General features: G+C 70.5%; 14 protein-coding genes and 1 riboswitch. Of the genes, 3 read left to right on the top strand and 11 right to left on the bottom strand.

All coding sequences use genetic code 11. From position 1 onward, the window contains the following. Positions 1 to 198 precede the first annotated feature (198 nt). The 7 genes from putA to Cte04_RS14945 all read right to left on the bottom strand — a co-directional run bounded on the left by putA (position 199) and on the right by Cte04_RS14945 (position 10,923). Complete coding sequence (gene putA, locus Cte04_RS14975) at positions 199 to 4,197, bottom strand: trifunctional transcriptional regulator/proline dehydrogenase/L-glutamate gamma-semialdehyde dehydrogenase (protein WP_066479674.1); 3,999 nt, start codon at positions 4,195 to 4,197, stop codon at positions 199 to 201. A gap of 254 nt (positions 4,198 to 4,451) precedes the next feature. Then, the gene (locus Cte04_RS14970; protein ID WP_066479672.1) at positions 4,452 to 5,255 is read right to left on the bottom strand and encodes an HAD-IIB family hydrolase; all 804 of its coding nucleotides are present in this window, start codon (positions 5,253 to 5,255) and stop codon (positions 4,452 to 4,454) included. 161 nt (positions 5,256 to 5,416) lie between these two features. Further along, positions 5,417 to 7,045, bottom strand: a complete 1,629-nt coding sequence (locus Cte04_RS14965; protein WP_066479663.1) for a peptide chain release factor 3 — start codon at positions 7,043 to 7,045, stop codon at positions 5,417 to 5,419. A gap of 230 nt (positions 7,046 to 7,275) precedes the next feature. Then, positions 7,276 to 8,097 carry a precorrin-6A synthase (deacetylating) gene (gene cobF / locus Cte04_RS14960; protein WP_066479655.1) on the bottom strand — a complete coding sequence of 274 codons (822 nt, stop codon included), beginning with the start codon at positions 8,095 to 8,097 and terminating at the stop codon, positions 7,276 to 7,278. Next, positions 8,094 to 8,924 carry a precorrin-4 C(11)-methyltransferase gene (gene cobM / locus Cte04_RS14955; protein ID WP_066479640.1) on the bottom strand — a complete coding sequence of 277 codons (831 nt, stop codon included), beginning with the start codon at positions 8,922 to 8,924 and terminating at the stop codon, positions 8,094 to 8,096. The genes cobF and cobM overlap by 4 nt, the downstream gene beginning before the upstream one ends. Continuing rightward, positions 8,921 to 9,703, bottom strand: a complete 783-nt coding sequence (locus Cte04_RS14950) for a cobalamin biosynthesis protein (protein WP_083526688.1) — start codon at positions 9,701 to 9,703, stop codon at positions 8,921 to 8,923. Before Cte04_RS14950 ends, cobM begins: the two co-directional genes overlap by 4 nt. Next, positions 9,700 to 10,923 (bottom strand): bifunctional cobalt-precorrin-7 (C(5))-methyltransferase/cobalt-precorrin-6B (C(15))-methyltransferase, encoded by a 1,224-nt coding sequence (locus Cte04_RS14945; RefSeq protein ID WP_066479632.1) that lies wholly within the window; start codon positions 10,921 to 10,923, stop codon positions 9,700 to 9,702. Before Cte04_RS14945 ends, Cte04_RS14950 begins: the two co-directional genes overlap by 4 nt. Here Cte04_RS14945 and Cte04_RS14940 point away from each other — a divergent pair. Continuing rightward, entirely contained in the window at positions 10,922 to 11,698 is a 777-nt protein-coding gene (locus tag Cte04_RS14940) for a cobalt-precorrin-6A reductase (protein ID WP_066479627.1), read from the top strand. The genes Cte04_RS14945 and Cte04_RS14940 overlap by 2 nt on opposite strands. Here Cte04_RS14940 and cobJ read toward each other — a convergent pair. From cobJ to Cte04_RS14920, 4 genes are read right to left on the bottom strand one after another with little or no spacing between them, the layout of a single operon-like run. Next, on the bottom strand, positions 11,650 to 12,483 hold the full coding sequence (gene cobJ, locus Cte04_RS14935; protein WP_066479619.1) for a precorrin-3B C(17)-methyltransferase: 834 nt from the start codon (positions 12,481 to 12,483) through the stop codon (positions 11,650 to 11,652). The genes Cte04_RS14940 and cobJ overlap by 49 nt on opposite strands. Continuing rightward, positions 12,477 to 13,241 carry a precorrin-2 C(20)-methyltransferase gene (gene cobI / locus Cte04_RS14930; protein WP_066479610.1) on the bottom strand — a complete coding sequence of 255 codons (765 nt, stop codon included), beginning with the start codon at positions 13,239 to 13,241 and terminating at the stop codon, positions 12,477 to 12,479. The genes cobJ and cobI overlap by 7 nt, the downstream gene beginning before the upstream one ends. Next, positions 13,231 to 13,860, bottom strand: a complete 630-nt coding sequence (locus Cte04_RS14925; protein ID WP_066479608.1) for a precorrin-8X methylmutase — start codon at positions 13,858 to 13,860, stop codon at positions 13,231 to 13,233. Before Cte04_RS14925 ends, cobI begins: the two co-directional genes overlap by 11 nt. Then, entirely contained in the window at positions 13,782 to 15,215 is a 1,434-nt protein-coding gene (locus tag Cte04_RS14920; RefSeq protein WP_245633396.1) for a ferredoxin-like domain-containing protein, read from the bottom strand. Before Cte04_RS14920 ends, Cte04_RS14925 begins: the two co-directional genes overlap by 79 nt. 135 nt (positions 15,216 to 15,350) lie before the next feature. Between Cte04_RS14920 and Cte04_RS14915 the strand changes: the two genes are divergently transcribed. Both Cte04_RS14915 and ahcY read left to right on the top strand, forming a co-directional pair. After that, positions 15,351 to 16,607: an MFS transporter gene (locus Cte04_RS14915; RefSeq protein WP_066479605.1), complete on the top strand. Its 1,257-nt coding sequence runs from the start codon at positions 15,351 to 15,353 to the stop codon at positions 16,605 to 16,607. Positions 16,608 to 16,614: 7 nt separating this feature from the next. Then, a riboswitch (S-adenosyl-L-homocysteine riboswitch) is annotated at positions 16,615 to 16,694 on the top strand. 81 nt (positions 16,695 to 16,775) lie between these two features. Next, positions 16,776 to 18,191: an adenosylhomocysteinase gene (ahcY, locus tag Cte04_RS14910; protein WP_066479599.1), complete on the top strand. Its 1,416-nt coding sequence runs from the start codon at positions 16,776 to 16,778 to the stop codon at positions 18,189 to 18,191. Positions 18,192 to 18,306 lie beyond the last annotated feature (115 nt).

The raw sequence follows: 18,306 nt of genomic DNA, 5'->3' as shown, positions 1-18,306 counted from the left end.
TGTCCTAGTGTTGAGTTCGTTTGAATAAATAAGCGCAGTGATCACACAGGCTTGTCAGCCATGGGTGACAAGCTATGCAACTGCGCGGCCCAACTCAGAGACACCGAGGAAGGGCCGCCCCGCACCGAAGGTGTCGTCCCCCTCCCGCGTAGCGAGAGAGGGGGAAGCGGCGTAGCCGCTCAGGGGATGCTTAACCTTTCAAGCCATGGTCATCAGCTGCGCATTGCCGCCGGCGGCGGCCGTGTTGGTGCTGATCGACTGCTCGTGGCACAGCGCGGCCAGGTCGTAGCCGCGGCCCGCGTGCAGCTCGTCGCTGCTGCGCGCCTCGATGCGCACGATGGCGCCGTCGCGGGCGGCCACGGCGGTGGCGACCTGCAGCAGCGCATCGCCATCGCCCTCGAACAGCAGGGCGGCCATGGGGGCTTTCGCGTCGGCCAGCGTCTCGGCGCCGGCGCGGTGCAGCCATGGGGCGGCGCCCGGCTGGGCCGTCCATGCCTTCCACAGCGCCGCGCAGCCGGCATCGCCGTCCGGCAGCACCACATGGCAGGGGTTGCCGCTGGCCAGGGCCGCGGCCACCTGGGCGGCGAGGCCCAGCGGCGTGCGCGGCAGCGCCCAGACGGGGCCGCGCGGCAGCAGGCGGTAGCGGTTGGATTCGCCGGTGGGGCCGGGCAGCAGCTGGCTGGCGCCCAGGCGCGAGGCCTCGCGGGTGGTCGCCAGCACCTGCCGGGCGGCCTGCGCGTCGGGGGCGGGCAGGGGCAGCTGCTGCAGCGCTTCGAGCAGCTGCAGCGCGGGCTGGCCTGCCGCATCGGCGCGCTCGAAGGGCGCCAGCGCCGCATTCGCCGGGCCGTGCGCCAGGCGGTGCAGGTACAGCGGGCCGCCGGCCTTGGGTCCGGTGCCCGACAGGCCCATGCCGCCGAAGGGCTGCACGCCGACCACGGCGCCGACCACGTTGCGGTTCACGTAGAGGTTGCCCGCATGCACGCGCTGGCTCAGGTGGGCAATGGTTTCGTCGATGCGGCTGTGCATGCCGAAGGTCAGGCCATAGCCCGTGGCGTTGATGCCGTCCACCAGCGCGTCGAGTTGGTCGCGCTGGAAGCGGATCACATGCAGCACCGGGCCGAAGACTTCGCGGGTCAGGCGCTTGGTGCTGTCGATCTCGATGATGGCCGGGGCCACGTAATGCCCGTTGAGCGCGCCGTCCTTGCGCTCGACGCGGGTGACCTTCTGGCCCGCCGCCGCCATGCGCGCGATGTGCGCCTCGATCTGGGCGCGCGCCGCGTCGTCGATCACGGGGCCCACGTCGGTGGACAGGCGGTCGGGGTTGCCCAGCGTCCATTCCTGCAGTGCGGCGCGCAGCATGCTCAGCGTGCGTTCGGCCACGTCTTCCTGCAGGCACAGCAGGCGCAGCGCCGAGCAGCGCTGGCCGGCCGAGTCGAAGGCCGAGGTCAGCACGTCGCCCACGACCTGCTCGGTCAGCGCGGAGGAGTCCACGACCATGGCGTTCTGGCCGCCGGTCTCGGCGATCAGCGGTATCGGCCGGCCCGAGGGCGACAGGCGGGCGCTCAGCTGGCGCGCGATGATGCGCGCCACTTCGGTGGAGCCGGTGAACATCACGCCCGCCACCTGCGGGTGCGCCACCAGGGCCGCGCCCACGGTCTCGCCGGGGCCCGGCACCAGCTGCAGCACGTCGCGCGGCACGCCGGCCTCGTGCAGGATCGCCACCATGGCGGCGGCCGTCAGCGGCGTCTGCTCGGCCGGCTTGGCGAGCACGGTGTTGCCTGCGGCCAGCGCGGCCACGGCCTGGCCGCAGAAGATGGCCAGCGGGAAGTTCCAGGGGCTGATGGCCAGCACCACGCCCAGCGGGCGCTGCGTGGCGTTGTCGAACTGCGCGGCCACCTGGGCGGCGTAGTAGCGCAGGAAGTCCACGGCCTCGCGGATCTCGGCCACGGCATTGGGCAGGGTCTTGCCGGCCTCGCGCATGATCAGGCCCATCAGCGGCTGGCTGCGCTGCTCCAGCAGGTCGGCGGCGCGCTCCAGCACGTCGGCGCGGGCCGCGGGCGGCGTGCCGGCCCAGATGGGCGCGGCCTGGGAGGCGCGGGCGGCGGCGGCCTGCACCTCGTCGGGCGTGGCCTCGCGCACCCAGCCCACGGTGTCGGACAGCTCGGCCGGATTGCGCAGGGGCTGCCAGCCCTCGGCCCGGGCCGGGTCGGCGGGCAGCTCGGCATCGGGCAGAACACTTGGATAGGCCAGATAGGTCTGGCGCGTGCTGTAGAGCAGGGCAGCGGCCAGCGAGGCCAGCTGCTGCTCGTGCGCCAGGTTCATGCCCTGCGAATTCGCGCGCGCGGCGGTGCCCTGCTGGGCGAACAGCTCCGAGGGCAGCGCGATGCGCGGATGCGGCGCGCCCAGGCGGCCCTCCTGGCGCGCGATCTGCAGGGCTTCCTCCACCGGGTCGGCCACCAGGTCGCCGATGGGCACGCTGGCATCGCCGATGCGGTTCACGAACGAGGTGTTGGCGCCGTTCTCGAGCAGGCGGCGCACCAGGTAGGCCAGCAGCGTCTCGTGGCTGCCCACTGGCGCGTAGATGCGGCAGGGGCGCGCCAGCTGGCCTTCGCTGGTGGGGCCGGTCACCTGCTGGTACAGCGGCTCGCCCATGCCGTGCAGGCACTGGAACTCGTACTGGCCGCTGTAGTAGCTGCCGCCCACGGCCTGGGCCATGTGGTAGATGCTGGCCAGCGTCTGCGCGTTGTGCGTGGCGAACTGCGGGTAGACGGCATCGGGCGCGGACAGCAGCTTGCGGGCGCAGGCCAGGTAGCTCACGTCGGTGTAGACCTTGCGCGTGTAGACCGGGTAGCCGGCCAGGCCGTCGACCTGGGCGCGCTTGATCTCGCTGTCCCAGTAGGCGCCCTTGACCAGGCGCACCATCAGGCGGCGGCGGCTGCGGCGCGCCAGGTCGATCAGGTAGTCGATGACGTGCGGGCAGCGCTTCTGGTAGGCCTGGACCACGAAGCCTATGCCGCTCCAGCCCTTGAGCGAGGGCGCGGCGCACAGGGCTTCGAGCAGGTCCAGCGACAGCTCCAGGCGGTCGGCCTCCTCGGCGTCGATGTTCATGCCGATGTCGTAGTGCTTGGCCAGCTCGGCCAGGTGCAGCACGCGCGGCAGCAGCTCGCCCATCACGCGTTCGTACTGGGCGCGGCTGTAGCGCGGGTGCAGGGCCGAGAGCTTGATCGAGATGCCCGGGCCCTCGAAGATGCCGCGCCCGTTGGATGCCGCGCCGATGGCGTGGATGGCCTGCTCGTAGGCCTGCAGGTAGCGCAGCGCGTCGGTATCGGTGGTGGCGGCCTCGCCCAGCATGTCGTAGCTGTAGCGGAAGCCCTGCTTCTCATAGGCGCGGCTGTTGGCCAGCGCCTCGGCGATGTCCTGGCCGGTGACGAACTGCTCGCCCATGAGCTTCATGGCGCGGTGCACGCCCTGGCGGATCAGCGGCTCGCCGCCCTTGCCGATCACGCGGGTGAGCGCCGACGACAGGCTTTTCTCGCTGCTGGTGGCGGTGAGCTTGCCCGTGAGCACCAGGCCCCAGGCCGCGGCGTTGACGAACAGCGAGGGCGAGCGGCCGACGTGCGACTTCCAGTCGCCCTTGCTGATCTTGTCGCGGATCAGCGCATCGCGCGTGGCGCGGTCGGGGATGCGCAGCAGCGCCTCGGCCAGGCACATCAGTGCCACGCCTTCCTGGCTGGACAACGAGAACTCCTGCACCAGCGCGGCCACGCCGCTGCCGGCGGGCGCATCGCGCAGGCCCTGCACCAGGCGCGTGGCCAGCTCGCGCACCTTGGCGGCTTGCTCGGCATCCTGGGCGCGGGCCAGCGGCAGCAGCACGGGCAGGCACTCGGGCTCGGGCCGGTGCCAGGCGGCGGTGATGGCCGCGCGCAGCGGCGTCTGCGGCAGGATGGACTGGGCGAAGGCGAGAAAAGGTTGCACCTCCTGCGAAGCTTCGGGTTGCACCTCCTCGTGCCCGGCCTCGTCGCCCGCATCCTGCATGCCGGCCAGGCGGATGGTGGAGGCGCCGCGCTCCAGCGCATCGACATATTGCACGACGGCCTGCTTGATCAGCCAGTGCGGGGTGCGGCCCATTTGCTGCGCAGACGCGCGGATACGCTCGCGCAAAGCGTCATCGACTTTGATGCCTATGGTGGTGGACATGGTTGGGAATGAATGGAAAAGCGGGCTCTCGGAAGCGACTGCAAAAGCGAGGTGCAACCTTTTGTGGCGTGAAATGTCGCAGAGGTTGCGCCTTTATGAAAATCGGGTAAACCCTTGAATTTCGTGCAGGTGCGGCCGAGAGCACGGCCGTTCCGGGCAGCCATGCTTCAAATGGATAGCGGCTGGCGCTTGTTCCTAGAGGATTTCAGCAGAGATTCATACTGAAATGCAGCTGCCTCAGCCGCAAGCTGCTCTTATTTCTGCTGCAGCAAATGTTCGGCCAGCTCGACGAAGCCGTCGCCGCGCTCGGCCTGGGTCACATAGCGCGGCAGGTGCTGGAGCTGGGGCACGAAGCGCGCGATGTTGGCCACGCCCACACTGTGGGGCATGTGCTCGAACATCAGCTGGTCGTTGGTCGAGTCGCCGATGTAGACCCAGCGGTCCAGCGTGGCGTCCAGGTCGAGGCCGAACAGCGCCTTGACGATCCAGCGCGCGCCTTCGAGCTTGTTGTGCTCGCCGAACCAGCCGTTGATGTGGATGGAGCTGACCGTGGCATTCATGCCCGCAGCCTTCATGATGGCCACGCAGGCGTCGATATCGGCCTGCGCCATCTGCGTGAACTCGCTGTGGTCCACGGCAATGTCGCATTCGCGGCCGGCCGAGTCGGTGGCGCGGCTGGCGCCGGGCACGCGCGCCTCCACCTCGGCCAGCACCTGCTGCATGCGCGCGAAGTTGGCCGCGCGCGTGGCGTCGTCCTGCTGGTAGAGCTTTTCGAGCGCGCTGTCCTCACCGGCATGGCGGCGCAGCGCCACGGCGCCGTTCTCGGCCACGATGGCATCCACGGGCCAGGCCTGGGCAAACGGCACGCTCCAGCCTACCGGGCGGCCCGTGATCGGCACGACCTTGAGGCCCGCCTTCTTGAGGCGGGCAATGGCTGCCACCACGTGCTCGGGCACCACGCCCTCGGTGGTCAGCGTGTCGTCGATATCGGTCAGCACGCCCAGCAGGTTCGCGGGGACAGGCAGTTCGGACAAGGGACGCAGGAATTCTTGGCTCACAACAAAACTCTCTCAAGGTGATCGTCGCTGGAAGCCGGCGCGGTCCCGCTCAGAGGCACCGCGCAAGATGCCCAAGCCGGCCGCGCCGCCTCGCAGCGAAGATGTCGACCCCTTCCAGGGGAGGCGGCGGTGCCGCCTGGGCAAAGCCGCTCGGGGGCAGGCTAGTTCGCGCTGCCCAGCGACAGCCCCGCATGCTCGCGCAGCGGATGGAAGTGGATCTTGGGGAAGCGCTCCTGCGCCAGCCGCACGTCGTAGGGGCTGGTGCACAGATAGGCCAGGGTATCGGCCGCATCGTGCGCCAGGCGCATGGGGTAGGCGTTCTCGAATTCGCGCAACTCGGCGGGCGAGTCGGCCGTGATCCAGCGGGCCCCGGTGTATTGGCAGCCTTCCAGGCGCACGTCGCAGTCGTACTCGGTCTTGAGGCGGTGCTGCACCACTTCGAACTGCAGCTGGCCCACGGCACCCAGCAGCATGTTGCCGCCGACATCGGGCTTGAAGACCTGGATCGCGCCTTCCTCGCCCAGCTGCATCAAGCCCTGCTGCAGCTGCTTGGTGCGCAGCGGGTTCTTGAGCACCACGGTCATGAACATTTCGGGCGCGAAGAAGGGCAGGCCGGTGAACTGCAGATTGGGGCCGTCGGTGATGGAGTCGCCCAACTGCACGCCGCCGTGGATGGTGAAGCCGATGATGTCGCCGGCATAGGCTTCGTCGACGGCTTCGCGGCGCTGGCTCATGAAGGTCACGACGGACGTGGGGCGCAGCTCCTTGCCGGTGCGCTGCACCTTCATCTTCATGCCCGGCGTGTACTTGCCGCTGGCCACGCGCACGAAGGCGATGCGGTCGCGGTGGTTGGCATCCATGTTGGCCTGCACCTTGAAGACCACGCCCGAAAAGCTTTCGTCCTCGGGGCGCACGATGCGCTCCTCGCGGTTGCGGTTGACCTCGGCGAAGGCCACGCGCGGGCCGGGCGGGGGCGACATGTCGACCACCGCGTCCAGCACTTCCATCACGCCGAAGTTGTTCACGCCGGAGCCGAAAAACACGGGCGTGAGCTTGCCGGCCAGGAAGGCTTCATGGTCCCACTCGGCCGAGGCGCCCACGGCCAGCTCCATGCTCTCCAGCGCATCGTCGAAGGCCTGGCCAAAGCGCGCGCGCAGCTTGTCGGCCTCGGCCAGCGGGATCACCTCGAAGTCCTGGGGGCGCTTTTCGCTGCCGGCAGTGAAGACCGTCATGCTCTGCGTGCGCAGGTTGATGATGCCGCCGAAGCTCTTGCCCTGGCCCACGGGCCAGGTGATGGGGCAGCAGGGCATGCCCAGCTCGCGCTCGACCTCGTCCATGATGTCCAGCGGGTCGCGCACTTCGCGGTCCATCTTGTTGACGAAGGTGATGATGGGCGTGTCGCGCTGGCGGCAGACCTCGATCAGGCGGCGGGTCTGCGCTTCCACGCCGTTGGCCGCATCGATCACCATCAGCGCCGAGTCCACGGCCGTGAGCACGCGGTAGGTGTCTTCCGAGAAGTCCTTGTGGCCGGGGGTGTCGAGCAGGTTGATCACGTGGTCGCGGTAGCTCATCTGCATCACCGACGAGGCCACCGAGATGCCGCGCTGCTTTTCGATCTCCATCCAGTCGGAGGTCGCATGGCGGCTGGCCTTGCGGCCCTTGACGGCGCCGGCGATCTGGATCGCGCCCGAGAACAGCAGCAGCTTTTCGGTCAGCGTGGTCTTGCCCGCGTCCGGGTGGGAAATGATGGCGAAGGTGCGGCGGCGCCGGGTTTCTGAGGCGTATGACACGGTAATGGGTGCGCTTGGTGGCAGGGTGGAGCCGGCCAGTGGAAAAGACGGGGGCCGCGGCGCTGACGGCACGGCAGGCGCTGTGCCAGGGCGTGCCGGAAAGCGGCATGGGCCAGAGGCCGATATTCTAACTTTGGCGGCCCGTTGCTGCCCGGTGGCGTCCTGCGGACCCCATGAAGCCAGGGCCCAAGGCAGGGACTCGCTCCTGTCGGCCCGTCTCGTGCCAGCCCTCAGGCCGCGGTGCCGCGGCGCAGCAGGTAGATGTCCATGATCCAGCCGTGCTGCGCCCGCGCGGCGGCACGCCGGCTGAGAATGCGCGGCGCGGCTTCGGGCAGGGGGCCGTGCTCCAGCAGCTGCTGGGGCATGCCCAGGTAGGCGCCCCACCAAATCCGCACCTCGCGCGCCAGCTCGGGCGCCAGCGTGGTGAAGCTGCACTGGCCGTCCAGCATCACCACCAGCGTGTCCGCGCCCACAGGCCAGCCGTGGTCGCGCAGCTGGCGGCCCGTGGTGACCATGAAGGGCTGGCCGATCTCGTTGACGGCCAGCGCATGGGCGGCCGTCAGGGCCTGCATGGCGGTGATGCCGGCGACCACGGTGACGCGCACGGGCGCGGGCTGCATGCGCGCAGCGATGCGCAGCGTGCTGTCGTAGAGGGAGGGGTCGCCCCAGACCAGCAGGGCCACGCGCAGCGGCGATGCAGGGCCGCCTTCCGGCGGCGGTCCGCTCTCCAGCGCCCGGGCGATGGCCTGCTGCCAGCAGCGGGCGATGGCCGCATGCCACTCGTCGACCTGCTCCAGGTAATCGTCTCCGTGGCTGCGGCGCACCGGCATGTCGAAGCCTGCGATGCGCGGGGCATGCGCGAGCACGGCATCGCACAGCTGGCGGCGCAGCGCGGCCAGCTCGGCCTTGTCCTCGCCCTTGTGCGGCAGCAGTATGAGGTCAGCCGCGTTCATGGCGGCCATGGCCTGGCGCGTGAGATGGTCGGGGTTGCCCGTGCCAATGCCGATCAGACTCAGCTCCAGGGGCGGCAGGGGCCGGATCGGCGGGCTCATGCGCGGCCCTCGGGCAGCGGCCTGTCGGTAGCCGTGTCCATTTCGGCGCCCGGCGCGGGAAAGCGCGGCTCCCTGCCCAGGGGACGGTAGCGGCGGTCGTAGTCCGCGGCGTAGAGGCGGCTTTCGGCAAAGTCCTCGGCCTGCAGGCTGCGCCCCACGAGGATCAGGGCCGTGCGCTCCATGCTGGCGGCCACGGCGCGGGCCAGTTCGCCCACGGTGGTGCGCACCACGGTTTCATCGGGCCAGCTGGCGCGCCAGACGATGGCGGCCGGGCAGTCCGCGCCATAGTGGGGCAGCAGCTCGGACTGCACTTTCCCCGCCACGTGTATGGACAGGTGGATGGCCAGCACGGCGCCGGTGGCGGCAAAGGCGGCCAGGTTCTCGCCCTCGGGCATGGCCGTGGCGCGGCCCGAGGTGCGGGTCAGCACCACCGACTGGCACAGGCCGGGCAGGGTCAGCTCCGCGCCTAGCGTGGCGGCAGCGGCGGCGAAGGAAGGCACGCCGGGCGTGACCGTGTAGGCAATGCCCAGGGCGCGCAGGCGGCGCAGCTGCTCGCCCATGGCCGACCACACCGACAGGTCGCCCGAATGCAGGCGGGCCACGTCCTCGCCGCGGGCCTCGGCGGCGCCGATCTCTTCCATGATCTGCTCCAGGCTCAGCGGCGCGGTGTTGATGATGCGCGCGCCGGGCGGGCAGTGGGCCAGCAGCTCGCGCGGAATCAGGGAGCCTGCATACAGGCACACCGGGCAGCGCGCCATCAGGTCGCGGCCGCGCAGGGTGATCAGGTCGGCGGCGCCAGGTCCGGCGCCTATGAAGTGCACGGTCATTCCGTCGCTCCTTGGGATATGGGGTTGAAGAACGTGTTGACGCTCTCCTCGCGCCACGACAGCGACTTGGCGGGATAGGGTGCTGGGGAGCGGCCGCCCGCGCGCCATACCGCAGCCATGGCTGTGCTGTTGCGAGGATTGGCAACGCCGCAGACCGCCCCTGACCCGGATGGCCGCAAAGCCGCTGTCCCGAACGGTTGGAGCGAAATCGGGCGAATTCTTCGCGCTGCCTCTTGCCTGCACCCCGGTGCAGGCAGCGAGCGCATCGCTTCGAACGCATCCCGAGGGCACTCCAACGCGGCTGCGTGGAGATCGTCAACACGTTCCATGGAGTCGCCGGCGGCCAGCGCGGCGGCCAGCGTGGCGCAGCCGTCCTGGCTCACCAGGCGGGGCAGGATCAGCGTGGCGCCGCGGCCGGCGGCGGCCAGGGCCGCGGCCTCGGCCACGCTGCCCGTGCCGTAGCGCGCCTGCAGGCGCGCCGAGTGCGTGGCCACGGCCTGGCCCGGCAGTTGCGCCGGCGCAATGGGTACCAGAAGGGCCTCGAAGGGCAGTTGCGCCAGCCAGGCGTGCAGTGCGGGGTGCGCGGCCTTGGCCTGCAGCACGGCGGCCGCGGCAAAGGCCGGACAGGCCAGCCGCTGCGAGGCCTGCAGCCACAGGCCCTGCAGGCTGCGGGAGGTGGCGCTGGCGCGCAGCCCCAGGCCCAGGACGATGCGGGCGGTCTGCCCATGCGGTATCTGCGGCTGCGGCCCGGCGCCGTGGGAGGGAGGCTGCAAACTCATCGCTGCCAGACCCATTGCACCAGCGGCCGCGCGGCCTTCCAGCTGTGCAGGCGGCCCAGGGGCTCCACGCTGGATAGCTCCAGACGCAGCAGCTGGCCGCCATGCCTGCCGTGCAGCTGCACCAGCAAGGCCTGGGTTTCCAGCGTCACGGCATTGACGACCAGGCGGCAGCCGGGCGGCATGCATGCCTGCAGCGCCTCGAAGAGAACGGCGTCGAAGCCGCCGCCCACGAAGATCGCCTGCGGGACGGCATGCGTTCCGGGCCAGGTCTGCACCAGCTGCAAGGCCTGCAGCGCCTGGCCGTGGACGATGTGCAGGGCCTGCTGCAGTCCGAAGCGCCCGGCGTTGCGGCGTATGTTGTCCACCCGCGCGGCGTGCTGCTCCACGGCCACGGCCTGGCCGCCCGCAAGGCACCATTCCACGGACACCGAGCCCGAGCCGGCGCCCAGGTCCCACAGGCACTGGCCGCGCCGCGGGGCCAGGGCGGCCAGCGTCATGGCGCGCGCGGGCGCCTTGGTGATCTGGCCGTCGTGCGCATACCAGCTGTCGGGCCGCCCGGGCGTGGCGGGCAGGCCGGCCTGTCCGTCGCTGCCGCGCGCCAGCAGGGCCACGCAGACCGGCGCCTGCGCGGGCTGCAGGGCCAGTGCGTCGCCTGCCTGCCCGGCGGTGAACATGCGGCAGCGCTCCTGCGGGCCGCCCACGGATTCCATCACCCACAGCGTGCTCGCGCCCCAGCCTTCCTCCTGCAGCCAGCGCGCCAGGGCGGCGGCGGCGTCGCCATCGCGCAGCAGCACGATGAGCTGGCGCTCCCGGCCCAGGCGCGGCAGCACCTGCTCCATGGGGCTGGCATGCAGGCCCAGGCAGTCGGTGTTTTCCAGGCGCCAGCCCAGGCGTGCGGCGACCAGCGAGAATGTGGAGGTCTGGGCATGGCAGCGCCATTCGTGGGGCTCGAGCAGCCTGGCAAGGCTGCCGCCTGCGCCGAACCAGAACGGATCGCCGGAGGCCAGGACCGCGACCGGTTGTCCGCGCAGCGCCAGAACGGGCGCCGCATCGAAGGGCACGGGCCAGGGCCGGCCGCGTTCGCCGGCCTGGGCCAGCGCCAGGTGGCGGGGGGCGCCGAACACAGTGTGCGCGGCGTCCAGCGCGCGGCGTGCGGCCGCGTTCAGGCCTTGCAGCCCGTCTTCATTCATTCCGATCAAGGTCAGCCACGGATCAGCCATGACACATGTTCTCCTGCTGGGCGGCACCAGCGACGCCAGCCAGTTGGCCCGGGCCCTGCACGGCGCGGCCGTGCGGGCCGTGTTTTCCTATGCGGGCGCGACCCGCAACCCCGTGGCCCAGCCCCTGCCCACGCGCAGCGGCGGCTTTGGCGGTGCCGCGGGGCTGGCGCGGTTCATCCGGGAGCACGGCATCACCCATGTGGTCGATGCCACGCATCCGTTTGCCGCCCAGATGAGCCGCAATGCCTGCGAGGCCTGCGCCCTCACGGGCACGCCGCTGATCGCGCTGGAGCGCGCACCCTGGCAGGCCGGCGAGGGCGACCGCTGGATCTGCGTGCCCGACATGGAGGCCGCGGCGCTTGCCCTGCCGGTCCGGGCCGCGAAGGTCTTTCTGTCCGTGGGACGCAAGCAGCTCGCGGCGTTCGCGGCGCAGCGGCAGCACCGCTACCTGCTGCGCGTGGTGGATGCGCCCGGGCCGGGCGAGCTGCCGCTGGACGGTGCCACGGTCCTGGTGGAGCGCGGCCCGTTCAGCGCCGCGCATGACAGGGCCTTGCTCGAGGCGCACGGCATCGAGTGGCTGGTCACCAAGAATGCGGGCGGCGAGGCCACGCGCGGCAAGCTGGACGCGGCGCGGGACCTGGGCCTGACGGTCGTCATGGTGCAGCGGCCCGCGCTGCCGCAGCGCCTGCGCACGGGCAGCGCGGGCGAAGTCCTGCACTGGATTGCTCATGGCGCGCTGCCGGCGGCCGCCGGGGCAGGGGACTCCGCGGCATAGGAGCGCGGCGTATACACCCAGGGGCCGACGCGGCGCGTGGTGCTGCTGCCGACCAGCACCACGGTGCGCATGTCGGCCATGTCCGGGTGGGCGTCCTGCAGGCTGCAGACCTGCAGCGATTCCTGGGGCGTGGAGACGGCGCGCGCAAAGACCAGCAGGCGCTGGGGCTCGCAGTGGCTGCGCAGCAGCTGCAGCAGGCGCACAAAGCCTTCGGGGCGGCTGCGCGAGCGCGGGTTGTAGAAGGCCATGGCGAAGTCGGCTTCGGCGGCCAGCTGCACGCGCCTGGCGATCACGGGCCAGGGCTTGAGGTTGTCCGAGAGATTGATGCAGCAGAAGTCATGGCCCAGCGGCGCACCGGCGCGCGCGGCGGCGGCCAGCATGGCCGTGATGCCGGGAAGCACCTGCACGTCCAGCGCGTGCCATGCGGCCGCCTGCTGCGGGGTGGCCCGCTCCATGGCTTCGAAGACGGCGCTGGCCATGGCGAAGACGCCCGGGTCGCCCGAGGACACGACGACCACCTGGCGTCCCTGGGCCGCAAGCTCCAGGGCCAGGCGCGCCCGCTCCAGCTCCACGCGGTTGTCCGAGGCATGAAAGCCGATGGATGGTGGCGCGCCGCCCTGCGCCTGCAGCAGGGCGCGGGCCCGCTCCACATAGGGCAGATAGCCGATCACATCGCTGGCCTGGCGCAGGGCGCCGGCCGCCTCGGGCGTGACCTGGGACAGCGCGCCCGGGCCCAGGCCGGCAATCGTCAGGCGGCCCTGCCGGATGGGGGAGGCCGTCACCATGCGGCCTCCGGACGGCGGCCCTGGCCGTGCACCAGCACGATGGCGAAGTAGGGACAGACCTCGTCCCCCACCTCGCTCAGCCTGGCCACCTGCTGGGCGGCCGTGGTGCCGTTCTGCACCAGCCAGGCGGCATCGGCGCGGCCGCAGCGCTGCAGCGCGCGGCGGATGCGCGGCAGGTTGCGGCCCACCTTCATCACCACCAGGGCTTCGGCGGCCTGCATGCGCCGCACCAGTTCGTCCTCGGGCAGCGTGCCGGTCATGACGCTGAGCACATCGTCGCCCCAGGTGATGGGCAGGCCCGTCGCGTGCCAGCAGCCCACCATGCCGGGGATGCCGGGAACGACCTCCAGCCGCACGTCGCCCCGCTCCCTGAGCCGCGTGTACAGGTGCATGAAGGAGCCGTAGAGGAAGGGGTCGCCCTCGCACAGCACGATGACCTGCTCGTGCCGTGCCAGCTCGGCCAGCCGCAGGCACCAGTCGTCGTAGAACCGGGACAGCAGCTCGACGTAGGCCTCGCTTTCCACGGGAAGCTCGGTGGTCACCGGGTATTCCATCGCGTACTCGGCGGCCCCCTCGGCCAGCATGCCCTGCACGGCCTGGCGGGCCTTGCCGGGACGCCCCTTCTTGCGGAAGAAGGCCACATGGCGCGCCTGGCGCACGAGGCGGTCGGCCTTGACGCTCATGAGATCGGGGTCTCCGGGGCCCAGGCCCACGCAGACGATGCCGGCGGTCGCGGCGTGCTCGGGCTTACTCTGCATGGCTGGCGAGTGCGTTGACGGCGGCCACGGTCATGGCCGAGCCGCCCAGGCGGCCGCGCACGATCATGGCGGGCGCGGGCAGGTCCTGCATCAGCGCCTCCTTGGATTCCGCCGCGCCGATGAAGCCCACGGGGCAGCCGATGATGGCCGCGGGCCGCGGGCAGCCGGGCTGCTGCAGCATGTTGAGCAGATGGAACAAGGCCGTGGGCGCGTTGCCGATGGCCACCACCGCGCCCTCCAGGTGGGGACGCCACAGCTCCAGCGCCGCGGCGCTGCGCGTGGTCTGCAGGCGCTGGGCGAGTTCGGCCACGCCGGGCTCGTGCAGGGTGCAGATCACGGGATTGCCCGCAGGCAGGCGCGAGCGCGTGATGCCTTCGCTGACCATGCGCACATCGCACAGCACGGGCGCGCCGGCCTGCAGGGCGCGCTGGCCGGCCGCGGCCAGTTCCCCGGAAAACTGCACATGGGGCGCCAGCTCCACCATGCCGGCGGCATGGATCATGCGGACCACCACGCGTTCCTCGTCAGGGGTGAAGCGGGTCAGGTCGGCTTCGCGGCGTATGGTGGCAAAGGACTGGCGATAGATTTCGGCGCCATTGGTTTCGTAGACGTGAGCCATTCGATCTTTTCGGAGAACAGGCGGGGATTGTCGCGCAGGGCGCAGGCTTCCAGCTCCTGCTGCGCCACGTCGCGTGCCGTGCCGTTTTGCACCACGGCGAACGAGGCGGTAGGCGTTCCGTCGGCTGCCGTGCCGGCCTGGGCCCGCAGGGTGATGTCGGCGGGGCGTTGCCGGGCGCAGCCCTTGGCGCAGCCGGAGACATGCAGCAGGGCACCGGGCGGCACCTGGGGCGCGAGCTGCAAGGCCAGGTCCAGGGTGGGCGCCAGCGCCTGGCTGCAGCCCGGTGCGCCCGTGCAGGCGCATACCCGCAGGCGCGCGTCGCCGGCATCGGTGATCCATTCCCGGGCATCGTCCAGTCCGGCCTGCCTGAGCGCAGCAGGGGACCAGGCGCGGCCTTCGATCAGCAGCATGCGCCACGGCGTGATGCGCAGATGGGGCGCCTGCCCGTCCCGGTCCCGGGTATCCCGCAGCACCCGCGCCAGCCGGGACAGGGCGTTGGCGGACAGCCGTCCCAGCGGCGCGCCGGCCAGCAGGCCCGGATAGGGGCCGTCCGGGCCTTGCCGACCCGGAGCCGGATCAGGTGCCGATGGCATGCAGAAGGCGGCGTCCTCCAAAGCCTGCAGGCTGGCGCCTGCGGGCAACTGCCAGTCGGGCAGCCGGTGATGGGCGGCCTGGTATTGCGCCAGCAGGCCAGCCATGCGGCCCGGGTGCAGGCCCTTTGCCTTGCGTGTGCGGGATTGGTCCGCGCACCAGCGCGCCAGCTCCAGGGCCGCGGCAATGGCGGCCGGCAGCGTGCTTGCGGCCAGCAGCCGGGGCAGGCCCTGGACCAGAAGATGCCAGCGGTGCCCGGTGTCGGCGGCCCGGCCTGCGGGCAGGCATAGCAGGCGGATGTCCGCGGGCACGCCGGCAAGCGCCCGGTGGCCGCGTCCTGCGACCAGCCAGCCGAATTTCGCGGGCAGCCCTTGCAGTGCGGCCTGTGCTTCAGGCTGAAAAAGTGCGGCCTCCAGGGCCTGGGCTGTCTCGCGCACGCCGTCGCCGGGCTGCCACAGGGGGTCGAGCACGATGGTGCGCAGGCTTTCGCGGCGCGCATCGGCGTCCAGCAGTCCGCAGCCGGCCAGGATATCGAGCACTGCGGCATGGCGGTCGGGCGCAATGCCGCGCAGCTGCACATTGGCCCGGCTGGACAGCTCCAGGACGCCGCTGCCGTGCACACGGGCCAGCTCGGCCAGCTGCAGTGCCTGGCCGGCGCTCAGCCTTCCCTGGGGCGGGCGCACGCGCACCACCAGGCCGTCGCCGGAGGCCATGGGTTGCCAGGCGCCGGGGCACCAGCCTTTGATCTGGGGAGCAGGGGTCACGATGGGGTGTCAGGCATTGCGCACAGGACGAGACTGTAACGGCTGGCACTGCGCGGCCACGCGCCAAACAACCCGCAGCCAGCCAGGCAGGACTGTGCGGCGCACAATCGCGCGGTCAGCTGATTGCCTCTTGCCATGAACCGCGCCACGCCGGATGTGACTCCTTCTTCCCAGCCCGCCACCGGGACCGCCAGTGCCTTGCCGGTCTGGATACGGCGCGGCACGCCCGAATACCGGCGCGTGAGCCTGGCCCTGTTCCTGGCCGGCTTTGCCACGTTCTCGCTGCTGTACTGCGTGCAGCCGCTGCTGCCCGAGCTGGCCGTCACCTTTGCCGTGAGCCCGGCGCAGAGCGCGCTGGCGCTGTCGGTCTCCACGGCCTGCCTGGCGGTCTCCATCGTGCTGGCCGGGGCGCTGTCCGAAGGGCTGGGGCGGCGCAAGCTGATGTTCATCTCCATGGCGCTGGCGGCCGTATGCAATCTGGTGGCCTCCTATCTGCCGCAGTGGCATGCGCTGCTGGCGGCGCGCGCGCTCGAAGGCATCCTGCTGGGTGGCGTGCCGGCCGTGGCCATGGCCTATCTGTCCGAGGAGATAGACCCCAAGGGGCTGGGCTTTGCCATGGGCCTGTATGTGGGCGGCACGGCCCTGGGCGGCATGCTGGGCCGCGTGGGCATGAGCGCCATGACGGAATTCTGGGGCTGGCGCCACGCGCTGGCCCTGCTGTCGGCGATCGATCTGGCTGCGGCGCTGGGCTTTGCCTGGTTGCTGCCCCCTTCGCGCAACTTCGTGCGCCGCGCAGGCCTGGGCGCCCGCCATCACCTGCAGGCCTGGGGGCAGCATCTGCGCCATCCGGGGCTGCGCCTGCTGTTCCTGGTCGCCTTCGGTCTGATGGGCGTGTTCGTCAGCGTCTACAACTACGCGGGCTTTCTGCTGGGCGGAGCGCCATACCACATGAGCCAGCTGCAGATCAGCCATGTCTTCTATGCCTATCTGTTCGGCATCGTCGCCTCGCCCGTGGCCGGCGCGCTGGCCGACCGGCTGGGGCGCGGGCCGGTGCTGGTCGCAGGCACGCTGCTCATGGCCGCCGGCGTGGCATTGACCCTGCTGCCCGCCTTCGCGGCCGTCGTGGCCGGCATCGTGCTGATGACGGCGGGCTTCTTCGTCGCACACTCCGTGGCCAGCGGCTGGGTCGGGCGGCTGGCCGCCCAGGCCAAGGGCCATGCTTCCTCGCTCTATCTCTGGGGCTACTACATGGGCTCCAGCGTGCTGGGCGCTGGCGTCGGCTGGTTCTGGGGGCGCTGGGGATGGAACGGGGTCGGCCTGGTCTCGCTGGCGGTGCTGGCGCTGGTCGCGGCTCTGGCCGGGCGTGTGCAGGCCTCGGGCAAGCCCTTATAATCGGCGATTATCCGAGGAGCGTTGCAGCGTCCCCATCAGGCGGGGCGTGAGGCTCGGACCCGACACTCGCAACGACGCTCACCCACGCTTTCTGTGCGGTGCGGCGCTTTTTCCCCTCCTGCTGCAGATCGTGGACCGTTTCCAAGTTTGTTCCGAGCAGGAGTTTTCATGAGCAATACCCAAGACCGCGCGATCGCCGACATTTCCCTGGCCGACTGGGGCCGCAAGGAAATCCGCATCGCCGAAACCGAAATGCCCGGCCTGATGGCCGTGCGCGAGGAATTCGCCGCCGCCCAGCCGCTCAAGGGCGCGCGCATCACAGGCTCGCTGCACATGACCATCCAGACCGCCGTGCTGATCGAGACGCTGACGGCTCTGGGCGCGCAGGTGCGCTGGGCTTCGTGCAACATCTTCTCCACGCAGGACCATGCCGCGGCGGCGATTGCCGAGACCGGCGTGCCCGTGTTCGCCATCAAGGGCGAGTCGCTCAAGGACTACTGGGACTACACCCACCGCATCTTCGAGTTCGGCGCCAAGGGCACCGAAGGCGAAGGCCCGAACATGATCCTGGACGACGGCGGCGATGCCACCATGCTCATGCACCTGGGCATGCGCGCCGAGAAGGACCTGTCCGTGCTGGCCAGCCCGACCAGCGAGGAAGAGAAGATCGTCTTCGCCGCCATCAAGGCCAAGCTGGCCGAGGACCCGACCTGGTACAGCCGCAAGAGCGCCCAGATCATCGGCGTGACCGAGGAAACCACGACCGGCGTGCACCGCCTCAACGAGATGTCGGCCAAGGGCACGCTCAAGTTCCGCGCCATCAACGTCAACGACTCGGTGACCAAGAGCAAGTTCGACAACCTGTACGGCTGCCGCGAGTCGCTGGTGGACGGCATCAAGCGCGCCACCGACGTGATGATCGCCGGCAAGGTGGCCGTGGTGGCCGGCTACGGCGACGTGGGCAAGGGCTGCGCCCAGGCCCTGCGCGCGCTCAGCGCTCAGGTGTGGGTGACCGAGATCGACCCCATCAACGCCCTGCAGGCCGCGATGGAAGGCTACCGCGTGGTGACCATGGAATATGCCGCCGACAAGTGCGACATCTTCGTGACCACCACCGGCAACCGCGACATCATCCGCCACGAGCACATGGTGGCCATGAAGAACGAGGCCATCGTCTGCAACATCGGCCACTTCGACAACGAGATCGACGTGGCGTCGATCGAGAAGTACGAGTGGGAAGAGATCAAGCCCCAGGTCGACCACATCACCTTCCCCGACGGCAAGAAGATCATCCTGCTGGCCAAGGGCCGCCTGGTGAACCTGGGCTGCGCCACCGGCCACCCCAGCTTCGTGATGAGCAACTCCTTCGCCAACCAGACGCTGGCGCAGATCGAGCTGTTCACGCGCCCCGACGCCTACCAGGTCGGCAAGGTCTACGTGCTGCCCAAGATCCTGGACGAGAAGGTCGCCCGCCTGCACCTGAAGAAGGTCGGTGCCCAGCTGACCGAGCTGACCCAGGCCCAGGCCGACTACATCGGCGTGAAGAAGGAAGGCCCTTACAAGCCCGACACCTACCGCTACTGATCCTTGATCGGTTCCGGTGCGCAAGCTTTGTAGCAGCTTGCGCACGGTCTGCCTTGTCTTGCGATGTATTTCAAGCAGAAATGCAGGGCAGGCAGGCGCAAGCTGCTGCAATAAA

It is taken from the genome of Comamonas terrae (assembly GCF_001544075.1).
GTDB classification, from domain to species: domain Bacteria; phylum Pseudomonadota; class Gammaproteobacteria; order Burkholderiales; family Burkholderiaceae_C; genus Comamonas; species Comamonas terrae.
Note: the sequence above shows the minus strand (reverse complement) of the source record. Positions and strands in the feature narration are given on the sequence as shown.